Below are 19,679 nucleotides of genomic sequence, written 5' to 3'. Positions count from 1 at the left end.
AGGTGTAATTGCGGCGGTAAAAAGATGTTTAATGGAGGCGTTGCGAAACGAAATTCAGCACATCGAAATCACACGCGAATATTTAATGAATATTCATCGATCGGTGATTAGGCACGCATGTGGCATGAATTACGTCGGCCTTATGCAGGCATTGCATCGATGACGGCATAGCGCGAAAAACAGTCGAAAAACAAAAAACCCCGCAAGCGCAAACTCGCGGGGTTTTTTGTTGAGGCGCGGCCGATGTAGCTGGCGCTATCAATGGCGATGGCCGTCGTGGCGATAGTCGCGGCGGTCCCAGCCGCGTCGATCCCAGTCTCGATCGTGACGCCAGTGGCCCGGCGGCGGGCCGCGCCAATAGTGCGGACGCGGGCCATAAACCACCGGCGGGGGCGGCGCGACCATCATCGGCGCGGGGGCTGCGTACACGGGGGGAGCGACATAAACCGGGGCAGGGGCCACGATGGCCGGGCCGGGAATGCCGATGTTGACCGAGACATCGGTGCGCGCGAGCGCGCTGCCCGAGACGAGCGCAGCGGCGAGACCCGCCGCTGCGATCCAGTGGTGACGTTGCATCTGTTCTCCTTGTTTGATCTGGTCCGATTCTAAGGAACACCGCCCCGAGGCGGTGCAACCACAGGACTACAGATGTAACAAGGCGTAAGGAAACCTGCGAAATCCCGGCTTAGTGGGCTTAGGGGTTTAGCGCCAGTCGTGATCGCGCGGCGCGAGAAAGCTCGCAGGGCGGCGCCCGCGCCGCTCCGAAGTCGCAAAGTAGGACGGGCGTCGTAACTCTCGGGTGTCGTTCGGCGAGCGCCAATAAGGCGTGCGCGGTGCGCCGAGCAAGTCGCCCGGACGGTGCGCCGAGAGCGGTGGCATCGATGCCGGCCACGCCACCTGACGCCAGCGGGCGCCCACGGGCACGACAAGGACAAGCATCACAAATACCAGCGTCAGCACGGCATACAGGACAACAGGCGAGAAGGCGGTCTCCATATCGAACTCCGGTCGCGAAGGTGTCACACCACGAGGGGACGCGCCTTGGCGCGCAAAGTGTGGCGTTTTTACTATAGTCGATGCGGCTGCGGCTGGCACTCGGTTGTCGTGACGCGGGTTACGCGACTACACTACAGACGCAGTTCCCGCATGCCGTCCTACCGGCACGCGCCGGTGATGTTGGCGAAATTCGTCGATGTGATGGCCGGAAGCAATGCGATGGAGTCCGTGAGGGAGTCCGCGATGAGTCAAGCCGTTCTCGAACCCAGCACTGCCGTCACCTCGTCGGCACCTGTCACGCCTGTCGCCATCGACCACGTTGCCTATCCGAGTTACGACGCGGCTCAAACACACCGTTTCTACGTCGATATCATGGGCTTCACGCTGGCGGGCGCACAGACCGGTATGAGCCGCCTCTGGGGCAAGCCGTACCTGCTGGTGAGCTACCAAATTGCCCCCGGCGAGGCGCTGGCCTTCTTCAATTGCGACGGTCTGGCCCCCGTCTCCCACCCCGATACCCCGGCAACGCAGATTCATCACGTGGCCTTGCGCGTACGCGATCGCGAGGCGCTCGAGCGCTGGAAGTCGCGTCTGAACACGCACGAGGTGCCGTTCGTCGTCGAGCGTCATGGCGACGGCGAGCATTTGTATCTGCTCGATCCGAACGAAGTCATGCTGGAATTGTGTGTCGCGACACCCGAGTCGGCCGCAGGTCAGCCGCAAGGGGCGTTCGATACGCTGCAACGCTGGCTGGACGGGGTGAGGTGAGCGCTTAAGCTTCGGCGTCCTTGCCGAGTCCGGACCAACTGGTGGAAACCTGCGGCGCAAGGCCGAACAGGTCGAGCACGCGTCCGACGGTGTCGTCGACCATGGCGTCGAGCGATTCGGGACGGTTGTAGAACGCGGGCAGCGGCGGGTAGACGATGCCGCCCATCTCCGTGACCGCTGTCATATTGCGCAGATGCGCCAGATTGAACGGCGTTTCGCGCACCATCATGACGAGGCGGCGGCGTTCTTTGAGCGTGACATCGGCGGCGCGGGCAATCAGGTTGTCCGACAGGCCGTGCGCGACGCTCGCCAGCGTTTTCATCGAGCAGGGCGCGATCACCATGCCGGTGGTGGCAAACGAGCCGCTGGCAATGTTGGCGCCGACTTCGCGCACGCTGTGGTACTGGTCGGCGAGCGCCTGCAAGTCGCTGCGCTCCAGCCCCAGTTCGTGACGCAGTGTCAGCCAACCGGCGCTCGAGACGAGCAGATGGGTCTCGACGTTGCCGAGCGCCCGTAGGCGCTCAAGCAGACGCACCCCGTAGACGGCACCCGTCGCGCCAGTGATGGCGACGATCATGCGTGCGGGGCGCGGGGCGCCCGTCGAGACAGTCATCGCAGGGAAATCAGGCGAGTTCGGCGAGAATCTGCTTGAGTTCGCCGCTCTGATACATCTCCATCATGATGTCCGAGCCGCCGACGAATTCGCCGTTGATGTAGAGCTGGGGAATGGTCGGCCAGTTGGCGAATTCCTTCACGCCCTGACGGATTTCTTCGTCTTGCAGCACGTCGACCGTGAACAGGTTGTCCACGCCGCAGGCCTTCAGGATCTGCACGGCGCGGCCCGAGAAGCCGCACATCGGGAATTGCGCATTGCCCTTCATGAAGAGCACGACGGGATGGTCGGTGACGATTTGCTGAATACGTTGCTGGGTAGTCATGGTGGAAAGCCCGTGGGGATGCCGGAAAATCGGCGTGTCCGCCATTTTAGCGGTTTTCCGTTGCGCCCGTTGGTGCGTGCCCTTCTCGTGCTCTGCACCCGCCCACCGCCGACCCTCGCGGACCCCGGTTCAGGCGCGCCGGCCGCCCGTGGTGCGCTCGATCCCGGCCAGATCGCGCTCGGAGAACACGTCGAGAAAACCCGCCGCGCTGCACAGCGCGCGTACGTCGGTCGCTTGATGGTAGCCGTGCTCGCAGAGCAGCCAGCTACCGGGCTTGAGGCGCGACGCGGCCCCCGCGACGATGACCCGCAAGGCGGCCAGACCATCGGCGTGATCGGTCAGGGCGTCGGCGGGCTCGAAGCGCAGGTCGCCCTGCGAGAGGTGTTCGTCGCCCGCGACGATGTAGGGCGGGTTCGAGACGATCATGTCGAACGGGGCAACGTCAGCCGCCAGCGCGCCATACCAGTCGCTTTCCAGAAAACGGACCCGCGAGGCGAGTCCGAGTGACTGGGCGTTGGCCGTGGCCACGGCCAGTGCCTGCGGCGAGCGGTCGAGCGCCGTGAGTTGGGCGTCGGGGCGGCTGTGGGCGATGGCCAGGGCAATCGCGCCACTGCCGGTGCCGAGGTCGAGCACACGCGGTGCCGTACACCCTTCGAGGCGGGCGAGCGCCAGTTCCACCAGTAATTCGGTTTCGGGGCGAGGGATGAGGACCGACGGGCTCACGGCGAGCGTCAGGCCGAAGAATTCCCGGGTGCCGGTGAGGTACGCGATGGGTTCACCCGCGATGCGACGCGCGCGTAGGGCTTGATAGGCGGCCACCGTGGCGGGGGCGAGCGGTTCGCGGTCGCGTGTAATCAACTGCGTGCGCGACCAGCCGAGGACGTGAGCAAGCAAAATGCGCGCTTCCATCGGCGGCAGGCCGGGCTCGCGCAACAGTGTTGCTACCGTGGCGACCGTGGCCCCAACGGTATCGGCACCGTCCGCAGACAGCGTCGCCGGTGCCGCCGGTGAGGATGCGCCTTCCGGCCGTTCCTGCGACATCAGTCGGTCTCGCCCAGCGACGCCAGCAACTCCGCCTGATGCTCGGTCACCAACGCGTTGACCATCTCGTCGAGGTCGCCGTCCATGATGTATTCGAGCTTGTAGAGCGTGAGGTTGATGCGGTGGTCCGTCATCCGCCCTTGCGGGAAGTTGTAAGTGCGAATGCGCTCGGAGCGATCGCCCGAGCCGATCAGGCTCTTGCGCGTGGCCGCTTCCTTGGCCTGCTGCGCCCGCATCTGCGCGTCTTTGATACGGGCGGCGAGCACCTTGAGCGCCTTGTCTTTGTTGCGATGCTGCGAGCGGTCGTCCTGACATTCCACGACGATGCCCGTCGGCAAGTGCGTAATACGCACGGCCGAGTCGGTCTTGTTCACGTGTTGACCGCCCGCGCCTGAGGCGCGGAACGTGTCGATACGGATATCGGCCGGGTTGATTTCAACGTCAGCGACGTCGTCGGCTTCGGGCATCACGGCCACGGTGCAAGCCGACGTGTGAATGCGGCCTTGCGTCTCGGTCGCGGGCACGCGTTGCACGCGATGGCCGCCCGATTCGAACTTCAGACGCGAATAGGCGCCCTGACCGATCAAGCGCACGATCACTTCTTTGTAGCCGCCCAGATCCGACTCGCTGGCCGACATGATTTCCACTTGCCAGCGCTGACGCTCGGCGTAGCGCGTGTACATGCGCAGCAAGTCGCCCGCGAAGAGCGCCGATTCGTCGCCACCCGTGCCCGCGCGAATTTCCAGATAGATGTTGCGCTCGTCGTTGGGGTCGCGCGGCAGCAGCATGCGCTGGAGCGAGCCTTCCATGTCGTCCATGCGTGTGCGGGCGTCCGCAGCTTCCGCTTCGGCAAATTCACGCATTTCCGGATCGGACGCCATCTCCTGCGCCGCCGTCACATCGTTCTGCGCCTGGCGGTACTGCTGATATTGCGCGACAACGGGCGCCAGCTCGGCGTGTTCGCGGGTGAGCTTGCGGTAGTTGTCCAGATCGCGCGTGACGTCGCCCTGGCTCAATAGGCCATCAAGCTCGACCAGACGTTGCGTCAACTGGTCGAGCTTGGCTTGCATGCTCGCTTTCATCTATTTGTCGGAAGATCCCGAGGTGCGGAACAGTTCGGGAATGAGGTGAATGATTTGCTCGCGCGATTCGCCGCGCGCCGTGTTCAGCGCGTGCGTCGGGCCATGCAGGAATTTCTTGGTGAGGGACTGGGACAGGGCTTCGAGCACGGCGGCAGGGTCGTCGCCGCGTGCGAGCATGCGTTGCGCACGCTCGAGTTCGGCCATGCGCATCGCTTCGGCCGTGCCGTGAATGTCGCGAATGACCGGCACGACGCTGCGCGCGTCGAGCCATTGCATAAAGTGCTGCACGCGCGTCTCGATGATCGCCTCGGCCTGCGCGACCGCCGCCTGACGCAGCGCATTGCCTTCGCGCACCACCGCGCCGAGATCGTCCACCGTGTACAGGAAGACGTCGGTGAGGCGGCCCACTTCGGGCTCGATGTCGCGCGGCACGGCCAAGTCGACCATGAACATCGGCTTGTGCTTGCGTGCCTTGATCGCGCGCTCGACCGCACCCAGACCGATCAGCGGCAGCGTACTGGCCGTGCACGAGACGACGATATCGAACTCGTGCAGGCGTTGCGGCAGCTCGGACAGGCGAATGGCGTTGCCACCCAATCGTTCGGCGAGCTTCTCGCCGCGCTCGGCGGTACGGTTCGCGATGTAGAGGGCTTTCGGATTTTGCGCAGCGAAGTGCGTCGCGCACAGGTCGATCATCTCGCCCGCGCCGATGAACAGCACTTTCTGCGTGCTGATGCTCTCGAAAATGCGCTGGGCCAAACGTACCGCCGCAGCGGCCATCGACACCGAATGCGCACCGATCTCGGTCTGGCCGCGGACTTCCTTGGCCACCGCGAACGTGCGCTGGAACAACTGGTTCAGATACGTGCCCAGCGCGCCAGCTTCGGCGGCGGTACGCACGGCATCTTTCAGCTGTCCGAGAATCTGGGTTTCGCCGAGCACCATCGAATCCAGACCGCTCGCGACACGAAACGCGTGGCGCACGGCGTCGGACTGGGGCAGGGCGTAGAGATGGGGGGCGAGATCGCCCGCAGGGATGTTATGGAACTGCGACAGCCAGTGCACGGCCCGCTCGCGGGCGGCGGCGTCGTCGGTGACGCAGTAGATCTCCGTGCGATTGCACGTCGACAGGATGGCGGCCTCGGGGGCGCTCGACCGGTCGTTCCACAGGCTTTTCAGGCCCGCCAGCGCCGGCTCGATTCGCTCGAACGGAAACGCCACCCGTTCGCGCAGCGAGACGGGCGCCGTGTGGTGGTTCAGGCCGAGAGCGAGCAGTTGCATGGTGTGGGGGATCTAATAGCCCCAGATTATAGCGCGTCGACGCGATGCCCGTTTCCGGCGAGCCCACGCCCAACGCACCGGGACGGTGCTTGCCATCATCGCGCAGTGACGCCTTTTTGACAAATAGCGTTCACTTATACCGGGCATAGCGTTGTGCCGTCGGCGGCACAGATTGCTGAAATATTGAGCAATAAATGCCGCCACGTTGCCAGCGACGCGGTCGTCGACAGGCCGGAAATAGGCGATATACTGCGTTCGGGTTCCCGTCCTTGGAGACACGTCATGGGCATTATCGGCACCATCGTCGTCGGTCTGATCGTCGGTCTCATCGCACGCGCCCTGCATCCCGGCCGGGACAGCATGGGCATCATCATGACCATCATCCTCGGCATTGCCGGCGCGCTGCTCGCCAAATATGTCGGACAGTTCCTCCACCTCTACACCGAAGGCCAATCGGCCGGCTGGATCGCCTCGATCATCGGCGCGATCGTGCTGCTGGTGATTTACGGCGCCATCAAGCGCAGCCGCGGCACCGCCTGACGCCCGCGCACCGGGAGCAATCATGAGCATTCTTACTCTCTTGTTGGTCGGGCTGGTCGCTGGCTGGCTCGCCGGACTGGTGGTCGGCGGCGGCTTCGGTCTCATCGGCGACATTATCGTCGGGGTGATCGGGGCGTTTGTCGGCGCATGGCTGCTCGCGAAGCTGGGCATCGCCATCGGACACGGCACGCTCGGTCGCATCATCACGGCCACCATCGGGGCGATCGTGTTGCTCGCGTTGCTGCGTCTGGTGCGACGATAGGCCGCAGCGGTAAGCCTGCCGTTCGCGCCAAAAGCAACACCTTCGGCGCGCTGGAAAGGCAAAAACGGGCAGTGTTTGCTCAGGGGGCGGGTTTGGCTGTGCCAAACCTTCCAAAACCCATCTTCCGCTAGGGTTTTGCCGAGCCGAAACCCCCGTGGCATAAGGCTTTGCAGTCGCTCGGCACTGGCGCGTCGGCACGTCATACGCGTTTTCCCTCGTTCGGCTATGCTTGTCGCCATCAACTGGCCCGAGTCGTCTTGACTACGCGCGCGGTACCCCCGCCACGTTCGATCCCCGTCTTTCGCCGTCCGAAACGCGTCTCGCCCCCACTTCATAAAAACAATGTCTGCTAACCGCAATTCCGTGCGGCCGTTCATCGTGGCATCCGTCATGGCGGCGACCTCTATGGTCGCCATCGAAGCCACGATCATTTCCACCGCCATGCCGCAAATCGTCGCCCAACTGGGCGGCTTGAATTTGTATAGCTGGGTCTTCTCCGCCTTCTTGCTCACCCAAACCGCCATGACCGTGGTGTTCGGCAAACTCGCCGATCTATACGGCCGCAAGCCGGTGGTGCTCGTCGGGATCGTGATCTTCTTGCTGGCGTCGCTCGGCGGCGGCCTTGCGTGGTCGATGCCCGCGATGATCGTCTTCCGCTTGTTGCAGGGCGTGGGCGCGGCGTGTATCCAGCCGGTGAGCCTGACCATCATCGCCGACTATTACCCGATCAGCGAGCGCGGCAAGGTGCAGGGCTATCTGGCGAGCGTGTGGGCGATTTCAGCGGTGCTCGGGCCGATGCTCGGCGGCATCATCATCCGCGACCTGTCGTGGGCGTGGATTTTCTGGATCAACATCCCCATCGGTTTGCTGGCCGCGGTCGGCTTCATCGTCTATTTGCACGAAGAGGCACCGCGCCAGAAACCGAGCATCGACTTCCTCGGTGCCGTGTTCTTCACGATTGCCGTGGCGGCGCTGATGATCGCGCTGACCGATGCCAACGCCTTTACCGACACACATGTGTGGGCGGGCGTGCTGGTGTGTGCCGTCGCGTCGATGCTCTTCGTCTGGCAAGAGCGCCGCGCGAAAGACCCGATGATTTCGTTCGCGCTGTGGAGCCGACGCCCGATTGCCGCAGCCAACGCAGCAACGCTGCTCTCGGGCATGGTGCTCATGGGGCTGACGACGTTCTTGCCGATGTACGCGCAGGGTGTGCTCAAGCAGACGCCGGTGGTCGCGGGCATGGCGCTCACGATGATCATGGTGGGCTGGCCGGTCGGCGCGACCGTCGCGGCCAAGACGTTCACGCGCTTCGGCCTACGCCGCGTGCTGGTGCTCGGCAGCCTGCTGATGCCCCTGGGCGGCATTGTGTTTGCATTGCTCGGCCCGAACAGCTCGCCGGTGATGGCCGGTTTTGGCTCGCTGCTGATGGGCTTTTCGATGGGCACGGGCAGCGTCAGTGCGTTGGTGCTGATTCAGGAGCTCGTCGATACGTCGCAGCGCGGTAGTGCGACGGCGTCGAATATCTTCTCGCGGAATCTGGGCAGCACGCTCGGGGCCATGCTTTTCGGTGCGGTGCTCAACTATGGGCTGACGCATTCGAGCGGGTTGGGCACGGTGAGCTCCGACCAGTTGCGTCACGTGCTGGAAGATCGCGGTGTGGCGACGGCGGCCGATCAGGCGATTCGCGCGGTGCTGCAACATTCGCTGCACCTCACGTTCCTGTCGATTCTTGCGATTTCGGTGGGTGTGGTGATTTTGCTGCTGCTCGTGCCGACCAATGCGGTCGACCGCACGCGTGGCGCGAAGCGCGACAAGCCTGAGTTTGTGGCGGGCGGTCACTGATCCACGGATCGCACGCTAGGGCACCACGGAAAAACGGCCGGTTCGGGATGACACCCGACCGGCCGTTTTTTCATTTCCTTATTGAATCAGACTGAATCAAATCAACGCGACGCCTCCGGCACCAGATGCAAGCGCGTTTCCGTTTCGGCCTCGACGGCTGCACGGGTGTACGGCAGCTTGAAGTACTCGCCGTCGAGCCATTTCTGCGCGAGGTCGCGATAGTGCGGGCTGTCCGGATTGCCCGACTCTCCCGGCAGGTTCATGGCGCGCGTGTTGTCCCAGTTGCCCACGTCGACGACGATGCGGAACGACGGCCCGTTGGTCTGCCGGAAGTCGCTCACGCGATACGTCGACTGGTTCGGCGTGAACGCACTGCCGCCCTTGGGCAACGGACCGACGTTGAGCTTCGCACGCATGGCCGGGTCGACGGCATCGGCCAGCGGGTGCGCGTTCAGGTTGGTCTGAAGCCTGCCCCATTGCCATGCGCCCGGGTCGCTGCCTTGCAACTTGACCATCTCGCCCCACGCTTCGCCGAGGCTGGCAAGCAGCACGGCGTCGCGCTTGGCGTTGGCGTTCTCGCCGAAGCGGGCGGCGGGTTGTTCAAGGGCGTCGAGCATCGGGGCCGGATCGGGTGCCCCGAAGCTGTCGGCGGCGGCCTTCGGCAGCACGGCGTTCTTGTATGCACGGCCCAGATGACGGCTGAACCACACCTCTTCGAGCGCGGCCTGTGCGGAGTCTGCGCGCATATTGGCATCCCAGCCCTTGAGCAACTTGAGGGCGGCTGCGGTTTGCGGATCGTCGCTCGAGAGCGGTGCGAGCAGCGCCATCAGACGCCGTGCCGGAATCGACACAATGTCGTTTTGCAAGCGCTCGGAGTCTTCGATGGAGACCTTGTCCTTCGCCTTGAGCACTTCGTCGATGCGCGCATGCCGTGAACCGTTGGTCCATTCGAAGCCGAGCTTGCGTTGATCGTACGGATAGCCGGCGGGCATGTTCATTTCGTTCGACGTCGTGAAGTAGCCGGTCGCCGGGTTGTACGCCGACGGCAATTGGTCGCGTCGCCAGAAGCCCGCCCACTCATAGCGGCCGTCGCCCGGCACGGGCATCAGGCCGTCCCAGTTCGGACGAATCGGTGCCATACCGCTGGGCACCCAGCCGATGTTGCCCGCCGTGTCGGCGTAGACCTGATTCACCGTCGGCGCGCCCCACGTGTCGAGCGCCTTCTGGAACTGCGCGTAGTTCTTCGCGCGCATATAGCGCATGGCATCGAAGTACGGCGACATGCCGGGTTCGAGCCACGCCGTGCGCACGGCGTAAGCGCGGTGCTTGGCCGCGTCGACGTAGATCACCGGGCCATGCCGGGTGAACTTGAGATCGGTCTCCACAGGCGCACCGTCGCGCACGTTGATCGTTTCGTGCGCCGTGCGCATCGACACCCACTTACCGCGATAGCGGTATTGGTCGGGGTTGGCCGGGTTCAGTTCGTAGACGTAGAGGTCTTCCTGATCGATGTTGAAGATCGTGAGGCCGAAGGCGATGGTGCCGTTGTGGCCGATGGCCACGCCCGGAATCGCCGGTTCGCCCGCGCCGATCAGGTTGAGCGTCGGTGTGCTCACTTGCACGATGTAGCGCAGGCTGGGTGCCGCGTAGGCGCGGTGCGGGTCGTTCGCCATGATGGCGCGCCCGGTCGCCGATTTTTGCGGCGAGATCACCCAGTTGTTGCTACCCTCGGCCGATTCGGTCGACACGTCGTACGGCCCGGCTTCGGCCACTTGAATGATGTCGGCGTCGGCGCGTTGCAGCGACTCCTTGGTGATCTTCACGCCTTGCGTGGCCAGATCGAAGACTTTGAGCAGATCGTCGGGCAGGCACGGATCGAGCCCGGCGGGCACTTGCGTTTTCCACGCCGGTTGCAGGCCCACGCGCACGCTGTCGGCGTCGAGCGACGCTTTGCACACCACTTTCGCGCGCGCCACTTCGCTCTTGAGGTTGCGCGTGAGGCCGTGGCTGCGAATCCGCACGATGTCTTCGGCCGTCCACTTGGCGGGCCAGTAGCCGACCGTGCGGAATTCGTACGGCATCTGATCGGGGTGGGCGGCGAGCCAATCGATATAGGCGTTCACGCCTGCCGCGAAGGCTTCAGCGGCTGGTTTGGCATCGGGACCGTAGCGTCGCCATTCGGTCGCCATGTCACCGCGATAGACGAAGCGCCGCGCGGCATCGTCCTGCGCGACGTAAGCCCGGCCAAAGACTTCCGATAGCTGGCCGAGGCCGCGGCGTCGCCACAAGTCGATTTGAAACAAGCGGTCGCGCGCGGCGTTGAAGCCTTGCACGAAGAAGCCGTCGCGCTCGTTGGCCGCGAAGATATGCGGCACACCGTTACGATCGATGAGGATGTCGGCCGGTTGCGAGAGTCCGGCGACGGTGAGCGTTTCGGATGACGGGGCCGCGGGCGTGGCGTTGGCCTCGGCGGCCTGCACAGACGCGCTCCACGTGGCGAAGGCGCACGCGAGTGCGCCGATGGCGTGGATGGCGTATGTGGCATGGGGGCGTTGCATTGTCTTCCTCCTGTCTTCTTTGGGGGTATTGTTCTTGCGAAGTACCCAGCAATCCTATTCAGATATTCAGGAGTTGCAACCCATATTCCGCGAGGTGGAAGAAATCCCTATACTCGATGGGCCTCGGGGTGCTTTCAATCCCGCAAATCTGCCCGGGCTCGCGATCCAATCCGACTGACAACCTCTGTGCCAATGCCCGATCCGCGACCGACGTCCTCGACTTCCATGGCATCTCGCCTGCAACGCTGGCGCGCGTCGCCGCATGCGCGCACGGTGTTCGTGCCGCTGTTGCGGTTCGGCGTCTCGGGGGTGATTGCGACGGCAGTGCACGTGATCGTAGCGATCACGCTCATCGATCGATTTGGCGTGGGTCCGGCGCTGGCGAATGCAGTGGCGTTTTGTGTCGCTAACCCGTGCTCTTATCTGCTCAACACGCTTTGGAGCTTTTCTGCGCGGCCACAGCGCGCGAGCTTGGTGCGCTTTGTGGTGGTGTCGCTTTTCGGGTTATGGCTCACGACGATGACCGCCGGTGCCGTCGAGCGGCTGGGCGGCAATCACTGGCTGGGCATTATGGCTGTCGTACTGATCGTGCCGCCCGCGACGTTTTTATTGCATCGGTTCTGGACGTATCGCGGCGCGTAAGCGTGAGGCTCTCATGGAGATGTCGCGGCGCTCGCGCTCCTAAGCGCGCGGGCAGATGACTGACCTTGCCGCTTGCCTGATAGCGACGGCGCACGAGATAGAGCGGACGACCCTTCGATTCGTAATAAATACGCCCGACGTACTCGCCGATCACGCCAATCCCCACGAGCTGAATGCCGCCGAGGAACAAGATTCCCACGAGCAGCGAGGCATAGCCGGGCACATCGATGCCGTGGATGATCGTACGCAGGGTGATGTAGCTGCCGTAGGCCAATGAGGCGAGTGCGAGCGATATGCCGATGTAAGTCCAGCAGCGCAGCGGCACCGTGCTGAAGCTGGTGATGCCTTCCAATGCGAAATTCCACAACCGCCAGCCGGAGAACTTCGATTGGCCTGCACTGCGGGGCTCGCGCACGTACTCCACGATTTCGGTGTGAAAGCCCACCCAAGCGAACAAGCCCTTCATGAAGCGGCGGCGCTCGGGCAACTGCTTGAGCGCTGTGACGACACGCCGGTCGATGAGCCGGAAGTCACCGACGTTTTCCGGCAGTTTCACTTCGGAGAGCCGGTTGTGCACGCGGTAGTACAAGCCAGCGGCGACACGCTTGGCAACGCTGTCGCTCGCCCGATTGGTGCGCTTGGCGAGCACAACTTCGGCGCCGTTTCGCCAGCGTTCGATCATCACGGGGATGAGCCCGGGCGGGTCTTGCAGATCGGCGTCGATGGGGATGACAGCGTCGCCGATGGCTTCGTCGATCCCGGCACTTAGCGCGGCTTCCTTGCCGAAGTTACGCGTGAAGTCCACCACGCGAATGCGGCCATCGCGTCGGCGCAGGGCGAGCAGTACGTCGAGCGTGTCGTCGGTACTGCCGTCGTTCACGCAGACGATTTCGAAGCGAACGTGCGGCACGCTCTCGAGCACGGGGGCGATGGCGCGATAGAAGGCGTCCAGCGCCGGGGCCTCGTTGTGGCAAGGCACGACCAGTGAGACGAGCGGCGCGCGTGGGGTGTCGGGCGTGTGGCGGGTGTCGGTAGCGCGTGGCATCGGGTCACCTCGTGAACGCATGGGTCGTGCCGGGGGCACGATGGACAGCAGTGTCGACACGCCGATCGAAGACATCGGGCAGATCGGGAACCTGGGCGAGACGGCGTCGGCGCCGCCAGAGCATGCCGAGCGTTGCCAGCGTCACGAACGGCATGATCTGGAAGTGGACGAACAACACGAAGAACAGGCCGAACAGCGGCGTGATCCACAGCGCAACCAGCCACTCGCGCTCGCCGCGCAGCCAGCCGCGCGCCACGCCGTCGCGCACATACCACGCGATCACCAGCGCGAGCATGGCGAGGTCGTAATCGTAGAGATAGGGGCTGATCAGCGTCGTCGCGCAAATTAGCATGGCGGCGCGTAAGGCGAACGGCGTGGGACGTCGCCAGAAATCGATGACCACCGCGACGACGCCGAGTGCGATCACCCCGTGGATGGCGAGCGCCACGAGTTTCGGAGCGCCCATCATGCGCGCGGCAATGAAGAACGTCGGAATTCTGTCGAGTTGAGCGGTGCCGTTGGTGAGGCTTTGCCGCGCGTACTCGTTGGCTTGCCAGAAAGCGACGTAGGCATCGATGCCGAACACCGCAGCGGCCAGTATCGTCATGAAGGCGACGGTGGCGATACATGCGGCGAGCGCGCGCCACTGGCGGGCGCAGAGAAACGCCAGAGGGAAGAGCAGCGCGACATGCGGTTTGACGAAAAGCAGCCCGGCGACAATGCCCGCCCACACCGGGCGCTTGCGAAGCAGCACCAGCGAGAAGCCAGCCATGGCTGTGGTGTAAAGGGCAATCTGACCGGAGAGGATGACGAGCATCACACCGGAAAAACCCAGCGTCGGCAGACGGGCATCCTGCCAGGGAGCGGTACGCCGCAATGCCGCGTAGTACAGAGCAAAGCCGATACCCGCGTAGATGAAGTAGGCCGGAAGAAACGGCAGGAACGCGACGGGCGTGAGGAACACCATCATGACGGGCGGGTAAAGCCACGGCATGTAGCCACCCAATTTCGCTGTCCAAGGCTCTGCGGCCAGTTGCACGCGGGTCATGAGCTCGACGTTGTAAGCATCGAGCGGATGCCCTTCCAGCACGAGATGCGATGCACCCCAGAACGGCAGGAAGTCCAAGCCGAAGGGGCCGATTCTGGGCGGATCGGTGAAGAAATGCAGTTTGCACCAGACGCCCAAGGCGCCGAGCAGGCAAAGTAAGCCCGCGAAAGCGTATAAGCGCACGCGCGCGCGGTCGTCGCTCCAGTGCGGGCGCGAGCGCGTTTCGGCGTCAACCACTGCGGACGGCTTCGATGTCATGCCAAACCCCCCTGGCTGCATGAAGACTGCGATGCTCGACTACGCTGATGTTTTGTTGCTGTTCTTTTCGGTATTACGACGTTGCGGTGCCACGGCGGGGCGCTGGATGCGTTGTCTTCGCCTTCTCGTCGTTCGCGATTTACCGCCTGTCGCACTGATTGTCACGGTGCGCGCGCGACAAGCTCAAGCAGGGCATTCCCGAGATGGCGCGTACGTTGGCGTTGTGCGTTAGCGCTTGGGTTTGCGGTGGATGGCCCGATACCGCTGAATTCGTTCGAACATCGAGACATCGTGCAATGCCGCGCGAAATCGTCAAGGCATGGTCTTATATTAGACGAGACGGTCTCCGAAAGGATCACGCTTGTCGCGTGACTGTGGCAAACCAGCGTTTGAAGTTTTGGCTCGGATGGCCACGTAAAACCTCACGCCAGCGGAACACAGGCGTCACATCAGCCCAATCGCACGCCACCAAAGTGCGTTGATGGGCAATACGGTGACCAGCGAGAGCGCAGCCGTGGCGGCACAAAAGCGGGTGGCGTCTCGGAGTCCGATGCCTGCAAGCGCCATCGCGAGAATGAGCGGCGGTGCTTGATACGGCAACACGATCGTCGAGATGCCGACCGCCTGCGTCAACAACACGGTCTTCACGCCTAGCGGTGCCGCTGCCCCCACTCCTTGAGCTAGTGCTGGGACCAGCGGTGTGAACAGCGCCGGGGCAGCGTTCGACGTGACGGCAAACATAAGCGCAATGGATAACGCGACCAGCACGAGATAGGCGGGGATAGCGGACATTTGCGCGAGGTCGAGGTGCGCGAGTGCCGGGCGCAACGCGTCAGCTAGACCCGCGTGATCGACTGCCGCCGTCAGCCCGATGATGGCGGCAACAAACCACAGCGGCGCGAGTTTCACCTGCTTTAGAAACGCATCCAGATTCACCAGTCGCAACGGGCCGAGGCATAGCAATGCCACGCCGAGTCCTACCCAACCTGCCGAGACGTGGTGCCACGGCTCGGTGAACCAGAGACCCAACATCAGCGCCAATGCGCCGAGCAGGCGGCGCTCTGCCGCACTCATTGCACGCGTTGCATCGCCGCGTGCCTGAGTGGCGGTAAGGTCGGCGGCGCTCAGCCGGTCGGGGAACATCCACATGGCGACGACGACGAGCACCACGCCGCGCACGACGGCCAGCGCAGGGACGAACGCGAGGGCGTATTCGGCGTAGCCGAGGCGAATGCCCAGCACCGTTTCGGCACTCCCGGCCATGACGAGATTTGGCAGGTTTGCGGGCAGGATGGCGCTCGACAATTCGCAACTGGCCAGGGCGGTAGCGAGCAGAAGCCCTGTGCGGCCCGGGCGATCGGCGGCAAAGCCGACGCGGTCGCAGAAACTCAGCACGATCGGCACGAGGATGGCGATGCGTCCGAGCGTGGAGGGCATGACGAGCGACAGCACGAAGGCGATGGCGACAAAGCCCGCGAGAGCGAGTCCGTAGGCGTGTCCGCAGTGGGCGGCCAACTGGCGCGCGACACGCTCACCGAGTCCTGTCACCGCCAGTGCCATGCCGATGACGGCACCGCTGAACACTAGCCAGAACGCCCCCGACGTAAAGCCGGAGAAGACGACATCGGCTCCGAGCGAAGTGCCTGCGGCGAGCAGAAACATCAGCAGCAGCGAGACGAGGAAGTCGGGCAGCCAGCCGGTGGCCCAGTAGCCAAGACAGAGCGTGACGATGACGGCCACGGAGAGCGCATCGCCGCGCAATCCTGCCCCGTATAGCGCGACGCCCAGCGCGGCACTGATGCCAACGACGACGCCGTGACGCCAGCGTCGGCCGGGGGCAAAGGCGTCGGCAGGGATGGCAGGGATGGCGGGGGTGGCGGGGGTGGCCGGGACGGCGGGAGCGGAGGGGGCTGCGACCCCGCTGGCGGCAGGCGGTGGGCTGGCTTGTGACATGGCGGCTCCAGATAATATATAATTTTGCGTGATTATATATAATTTGCCGAGAGCGTCACGGATGAGCCAAGACATGGGATCGAATGCAGCGTCGGGAGCAGGGTCGGATCTGGGGTCGGAAGCGGGGTCCACATCGGCAGCCGGAACGGCCACTGAGCGGGCTTACGAGATGCTGCGTGAGCAGATTGGCCGTGGCGAGTTGAAGCCGGGCGAGGCGTTGCGGCAGGATCATTTAGCGGCAGCGCTGGGGGTGAGTCATGTGCCGGTGCGCGAGGCGCTCACGATGCTGGCGGCAGACGGATTGGCGCTCAGCCGGGTGAATCGCGGCACGGTGGTGGCATCGCTGACCGAGCGTGATGCGATAGAGCTGGCGGATTTCCGTGCGCTGCTGGAAGGGCGGTTGATGGCGCTGGCGATGCCGAATTTGTCGCGCGCAGATCTGGCACGCGCCGAAGCGTCGCTCGATGCGCTGGAGGCGGCGACGGATCTCGCGGACGTTGTGGCGCGCAATGCGGCGTTCCACGCGATGTTGTACGCGAAAGCCGAACGACCCTATTTCCAGCGGGCGGTTGCGACGGCGCGTTTGAATCTCGGCCGGTATTTGTTCCTCTCGTGGCGCACGCAGGGGAATGCGCAGCGCTCGCACGAAGAGCATCGGAAGTTGCTGCGCCTTTGCGCGGTGGGTGACGACGCCGGAGCGGTCGCACTGGTGCAGGCGCACAACCGGGAGACCGGCGAGCGGATTGCGCAAATCATTCGTGAGGGGTGGGACGCGTGAGCGGCATCGGTGATCTCGGCGACAGCGGCGATGGCGGCAACATTAGCGCGAGGGGAAATGCGTTCGCCATCGAAGTCGCAGCGGTGGCAGATTTCCCAGTGCTTGCCCAGATGTATCTGGATCTACGACGGCAGACCATGACATGGGTGCCTCCGGAGCGATTTCAGTACGGCGACTTCGCGGTGCACGCGGAGGGCGAGACGATTCACGTCGCGAGGCGGGGCGATGGTGAAATCCTCGGCTTCGTCTCCGTGTGGCCAGCGGACGATTTCATCCACATGCTCTACGTGCGCGAATCGTCGCAGGGCAAAGGCGCGGGCACAGCGCTACTGCGTGCGCTTCCAGGCTGGCCGACACATCGCTATCGGCTCAAATGTCTGGTGAACAACGCGCGAGCGACGGCGTTTTATTTGCGGCACGGGTTTGTTGTGGTCGGCACCGGGGTGTCGGAAGAGGGGGATTACGACGAGATGGCATCTGAGGCTGACGATACCCACGGCGCGGCGTGAGTGCAGTCTGATAAACCGCTATGTCGGGCAAAACGCTTCCGCTCTGGAAGGCCACGCCCGCCAAGGGCGGCGCGTTGCGAGTTCATATCGCCGTGTCATTATCGGATTAGCACGCACGAATCGCTTCCATACTCCCCAGGACCCCTTGAGACGTATGTCGTTGAGGTCGGACTATAAAAAGTCTATATTCGGTCTTACTTGGGAATTGGAATCATGGAAATGCGCTACTCGACGCAGGTCAAGCCGATCAGCTATCTGAAGGCAAACGCGGCGGAGGTCCTCACGACGCTTGCAAAACAACGCATGCCGCTGATCATTACGCAAAACGGCGAAGCGAAGGCCGTTCTCGTGGACGTGGCTTCTTACGAAGCCACACAGGAAACCCTAGCGCTCCTCAAGCTGCTTGCGCTCGGTAATCAAGACGTTGAGGCAGGTAACGTCAAGCCGGTTGCCGATGTCGTGGCACGTCTTCGTAAAAAGCGAGGGTCGGTGGAATGACGAAAGGGCAGGTCAAATACAAAGTGACCATGACCCCGGGGGCAGAAAGCGACCTTGAAGCGATTTACGACTACATCGGCGAGTTCGACTGCCCGCAAAATGCGGATCACGTGCTCGATCAACTGATGAAAGTCGTGGAAAGTCTCGCGCAATGGCCGGAGCGCGGTAACTATCCCAGAGAATTGGCGTGGCTGGGCATCAAAGAGTTTCGTCAGGTCACCTTCAAACCCTATCGGGTCATCTATCGCATCCTCGACAAGCAAGTGGTGATCTACGTTGTCGCTGACGGGCGACGGGACATGCAGACGGTTCTCGAGAATCGTCTGCTCACCGGCTAACCCAATCACCTCGCAAACGAAAACACCCCGGATCAGCGGCGAACCACTGCTATCCGGGGTGTTTTCTTTGGCAGCGAACGCGTTACCCCGTCCGCCACCACAAATCAACTGTCAGCCGACTCAGACGTTAAACAAGAAATTCATCACGTCGCCGTCGTGCACGACGTATTCCTTGCCTTCGGCGCGCATCTTGCCGGCTTCTTTCGCGCCTTGCTCGCCCTTGAACTGGATGTAGTCGTCGAACGCGATGGTTTGCGCGCGGATGAAGCCACGCTCGAAGTCGGTGTGGATCACGCCGGCCGCTTGCGGTGCCGTGTCGCCCACGTGAATCGTCCACGCGCGCACTTCCTTCACGCCAGCCGTGAAGTACGTCTGCAAGCCCAGCAGCTTGAAACCGGCGCGAATCACGCGGTCCAGGCCCGGCTCGTCCATGCCCATGTCGGCCAGGAACTCGGCCTTGTCGGCGTCGTCCATGTCGCCGATTTCGGCTTCAATCGCAGCGCACACGGCCACGACAGGCGCATTCTCGGCTTCAGCGTACTTGCGCACCGCATCCAGATGCGGATTGTTCTCGAAACCGTCGTCCTTCACGTTCGCCACATACATCGTCGGCTTGGCCGTGATCAGGCAGAACGGCTTGATCAGCGCGAGCTCGTCGTCCGAGAGCTTGATCGAGCGCACCGGGCGCGCTTCGTTGAGCACCGGCACCACCTTCTCGAGCACCGCCACCAGCTTGGCCGCTTCCTTGTCGTTACCCGACTTGGCTGCCTTCGTGTAACGCTGCAACGCCTTCTCGACGGTGCCCAGGTCGGCCAGCGCGAGTTCGGTGTTGATCACTTCGATGTCGGAGATCGGGTTGACCTTGCCGGACACGTGGATGACGTTTTCATCCTCGAAGCAACGCACGACGTGCGTAATCGCATCGGTTTCGCGAATGTTCGCGAGGAACTGGTTGCCCAGCCCTTCACCCTTGGACGCGCCCGCCACCAGACCGGCGATGTCCACGAATTCCACCGTTGCCGGCATGATTCGCTCGGGTTTGACGATCTCGGCGAGCTTGCCCAGACGCGGGTCCGGCACCTCGACCACGCCAACGTTCGGCTCGATCGTACAGAACGGGTAGTTCTCGGCAGCGATGCCCGCCTTGGTCAGCGCATTGAAAAGGGTCGATTTGCCGACATTGGGCAAGCCGACGATGCCGCATTTGAGGCTCATGCTAAATCCTGTTAAATCCGGTGTTGCGTCGCGGAAAGTCCGCTATTGTACCCGCTTCGCCCGCGTTTTCCGCCGAGTCATTGGTCG

General features: G+C 63.4%; 21 protein-coding genes. 9 read left to right on the top strand and 12 right to left on the bottom strand.

Translation table 11 applies throughout. The features are described from left to right. Positions 1 to 258: 258 nt before the first annotated feature. A complete protein-coding gene (locus tag PPN31114_RS25015) occupies positions 259 to 576 on the bottom strand; it encodes a hypothetical protein (RefSeq protein ID WP_150682242.1) in 318 nt (105 codons plus the stop codon). A 126-nt stretch (positions 577 to 702) separates the two neighbouring features. Further along, on the bottom strand, positions 703 to 996 hold the full coding sequence (locus tag PPN31114_RS25010; protein ID WP_150682241.1) for a hypothetical protein: 294 nt from the start codon (positions 994 to 996) through the stop codon (positions 703 to 705). Positions 997 to 1,239: 243 nt separating this feature from the next. Here PPN31114_RS25010 and PPN31114_RS25005 point away from each other — a divergent pair, with 243 nt between their 5' ends. Then, positions 1,240 to 1,764, top strand: coding sequence for a VOC family protein (locus PPN31114_RS25005; RefSeq protein WP_174988473.1), 525 nt, complete (start codon positions 1,240 to 1,242; stop codon positions 1,762 to 1,764). A gap of 4 nt (positions 1,765 to 1,768) precedes the next feature. Here PPN31114_RS25005 and PPN31114_RS25000 read toward each other — a convergent pair whose 3' ends face one another. The 5 genes from PPN31114_RS25000 to hemA all read right to left on the bottom strand — a co-directional run bounded on the left by PPN31114_RS25000 (position 1,769) and on the right by hemA (position 6,106). Then, entirely contained in the window at positions 1,769 to 2,377 is a 609-nt protein-coding gene (locus PPN31114_RS25000) for a UbiX family flavin prenyltransferase (protein WP_150682239.1), read from the bottom strand. Between the two features lie 10 nt (positions 2,378 to 2,387). After that, entirely contained in the window at positions 2,388 to 2,702 is a 315-nt protein-coding gene (gene grxD, locus PPN31114_RS24995; protein WP_150682238.1) for a Grx4 family monothiol glutaredoxin, read from the bottom strand. A gap of 129 nt (positions 2,703 to 2,831) precedes the next feature. Next, positions 2,832 to 3,743 (bottom strand): peptide chain release factor N(5)-glutamine methyltransferase, encoded by a 912-nt coding sequence (gene prmC / locus PPN31114_RS24990; RefSeq protein WP_150682237.1) that lies wholly within the window; start codon positions 3,741 to 3,743, stop codon positions 2,832 to 2,834. Next, the gene (gene prfA / locus PPN31114_RS24985; RefSeq protein WP_150682236.1) at positions 3,743 to 4,825 is read right to left on the bottom strand and encodes a peptide chain release factor 1; all 1,083 of its coding nucleotides are present in this window, start codon (positions 4,823 to 4,825) and stop codon (positions 3,743 to 3,745) included. Before prfA ends, prmC begins: the two co-directional genes overlap by 1 nt. Then, the gene (gene hemA / locus PPN31114_RS24980; RefSeq protein ID WP_150682235.1) at positions 4,826 to 6,106 is read right to left on the bottom strand and encodes a glutamyl-tRNA reductase; all 1,281 of its coding nucleotides are present in this window, start codon (positions 6,104 to 6,106) and stop codon (positions 4,826 to 4,828) included. A gap of 282 nt (positions 6,107 to 6,388) precedes the next feature. On the opposite strand from hemA, the gene PPN31114_RS24975 reads away from it, so the two are divergent. From PPN31114_RS24975 to PPN31114_RS24965, 3 genes are all read left to right on the top strand, one after another. Beyond that, positions 6,389 to 6,646 carry a GlsB/YeaQ/YmgE family stress response membrane protein gene (locus PPN31114_RS24975; protein ID WP_150682234.1) on the top strand — a complete coding sequence of 86 codons (258 nt, stop codon included), beginning with the start codon at positions 6,389 to 6,391 and terminating at the stop codon, positions 6,644 to 6,646. Positions 6,647 to 6,668: 22 nt separating this feature from the next. Continuing rightward, complete coding sequence (locus tag PPN31114_RS24970) at positions 6,669 to 6,908, top strand: GlsB/YeaQ/YmgE family stress response membrane protein (RefSeq protein ID WP_150682233.1); 240 nt, start codon at positions 6,669 to 6,671, stop codon at positions 6,906 to 6,908. A 342-nt stretch (positions 6,909 to 7,250) separates the two neighbouring features. Beyond that, entirely contained in the window at positions 7,251 to 8,750 is a 1,500-nt protein-coding gene (locus PPN31114_RS24965) for an MDR family MFS transporter (RefSeq protein WP_150682232.1), read from the top strand. 101 nt (positions 8,751 to 8,851) lie between these two features. Here the strand turns inward: PPN31114_RS24965 and PPN31114_RS24960 are convergent, their stop codons facing one another. After that, positions 8,852 to 11,308, bottom strand: coding sequence for a penicillin acylase family protein (locus PPN31114_RS24960; protein WP_150682231.1), 2,457 nt, complete (start codon positions 11,306 to 11,308; stop codon positions 8,852 to 8,854). Positions 11,309 to 11,533: 225 nt separating this feature from the next. On the opposite strand from PPN31114_RS24960, the gene PPN31114_RS24955 reads away from it, so the two are divergent. Then, positions 11,534 to 11,950: a GtrA family protein gene (locus PPN31114_RS24955; protein WP_174988468.1), complete on the top strand. Its 417-nt coding sequence runs from the start codon at positions 11,534 to 11,536 to the stop codon at positions 11,948 to 11,950. Here PPN31114_RS24955 and PPN31114_RS24950 read toward each other — a convergent pair. From PPN31114_RS24950 to PPN31114_RS24940, 3 genes are all read right to left on the bottom strand, one after another. Then, the gene (locus tag PPN31114_RS24950) at positions 11,877 to 12,995 is read right to left on the bottom strand and encodes a glycosyltransferase family 2 protein (RefSeq protein ID WP_150682230.1); all 1,119 of its coding nucleotides are present in this window, start codon (positions 12,993 to 12,995) and stop codon (positions 11,877 to 11,879) included. The two genes, PPN31114_RS24955 and PPN31114_RS24950, sit on opposite strands and share 74 nt — an antisense overlap. A gap of 4 nt (positions 12,996 to 12,999) precedes the next feature. Beyond that, on the bottom strand, positions 13,000 to 14,301 hold the full coding sequence (locus PPN31114_RS24945) for a glycosyltransferase family 87 protein (RefSeq protein WP_150682229.1): 1,302 nt from the start codon (positions 14,299 to 14,301) through the stop codon (positions 13,000 to 13,002). A gap of 444 nt (positions 14,302 to 14,745) precedes the next feature. Then, positions 14,746 to 16,254 carry an SLC13 family permease gene (locus tag PPN31114_RS24940; RefSeq protein WP_150682228.1) on the bottom strand — a complete coding sequence of 503 codons (1,509 nt, stop codon included), beginning with the start codon at positions 16,252 to 16,254 and terminating at the stop codon, positions 14,746 to 14,748. A 61-nt stretch (positions 16,255 to 16,315) separates the two neighbouring features. Here PPN31114_RS24940 and PPN31114_RS24935 point away from each other — a divergent pair, with 61 nt between their 5' ends. The 4 genes from PPN31114_RS24935 (at position 16,316) to PPN31114_RS24920 (ending at position 18,377) form a co-directional block, all read left to right on the top strand. Beyond that, positions 16,316 to 17,032 (top strand): GntR family transcriptional regulator, encoded by a 717-nt coding sequence (locus tag PPN31114_RS24935; RefSeq protein ID WP_150682227.1) that lies wholly within the window; start codon positions 16,316 to 16,318, stop codon positions 17,030 to 17,032. Then, entirely contained in the window at positions 17,029 to 17,541 is a 513-nt protein-coding gene (locus PPN31114_RS24930; protein WP_246182742.1) for a GNAT family N-acetyltransferase, read from the top strand. The genes PPN31114_RS24935 and PPN31114_RS24930 overlap by 4 nt, the downstream gene beginning before the upstream one ends. 219 nt (positions 17,542 to 17,760) lie before the next feature. Then, entirely contained in the window at positions 17,761 to 18,039 is a 279-nt protein-coding gene (locus PPN31114_RS24925; RefSeq protein WP_150682372.1) for a type II toxin-antitoxin system Phd/YefM family antitoxin, read from the top strand. Beyond that, entirely contained in the window at positions 18,036 to 18,377 is a 342-nt protein-coding gene (locus PPN31114_RS24920; RefSeq protein WP_150682226.1) for a type II toxin-antitoxin system RelE/ParE family toxin, read from the top strand. Before PPN31114_RS24925 ends, PPN31114_RS24920 begins: the two co-directional genes overlap by 4 nt. A 120-nt stretch (positions 18,378 to 18,497) precedes the next feature. Here the strand turns inward: PPN31114_RS24920 and ychF are convergent, their stop codons facing one another. Then, positions 18,498 to 19,592 carry a redox-regulated ATPase YchF gene (gene ychF, locus PPN31114_RS24915; RefSeq protein ID WP_150682225.1) on the bottom strand — a complete coding sequence of 365 codons (1,095 nt, stop codon included), beginning with the start codon at positions 19,590 to 19,592 and terminating at the stop codon, positions 18,498 to 18,500. Positions 19,593 to 19,679 lie beyond the last annotated feature (87 nt).

Source organism: Pandoraea pneumonica (genome assembly GCF_902459645.1).
In the GTDB taxonomy this organism is placed as follows: Bacteria; Pseudomonadota; Gammaproteobacteria; order Burkholderiales; family Burkholderiaceae; genus Pandoraea; species Pandoraea pneumonica.
This window is presented reverse-complemented; position numbering and strand designations above follow the sequence as displayed.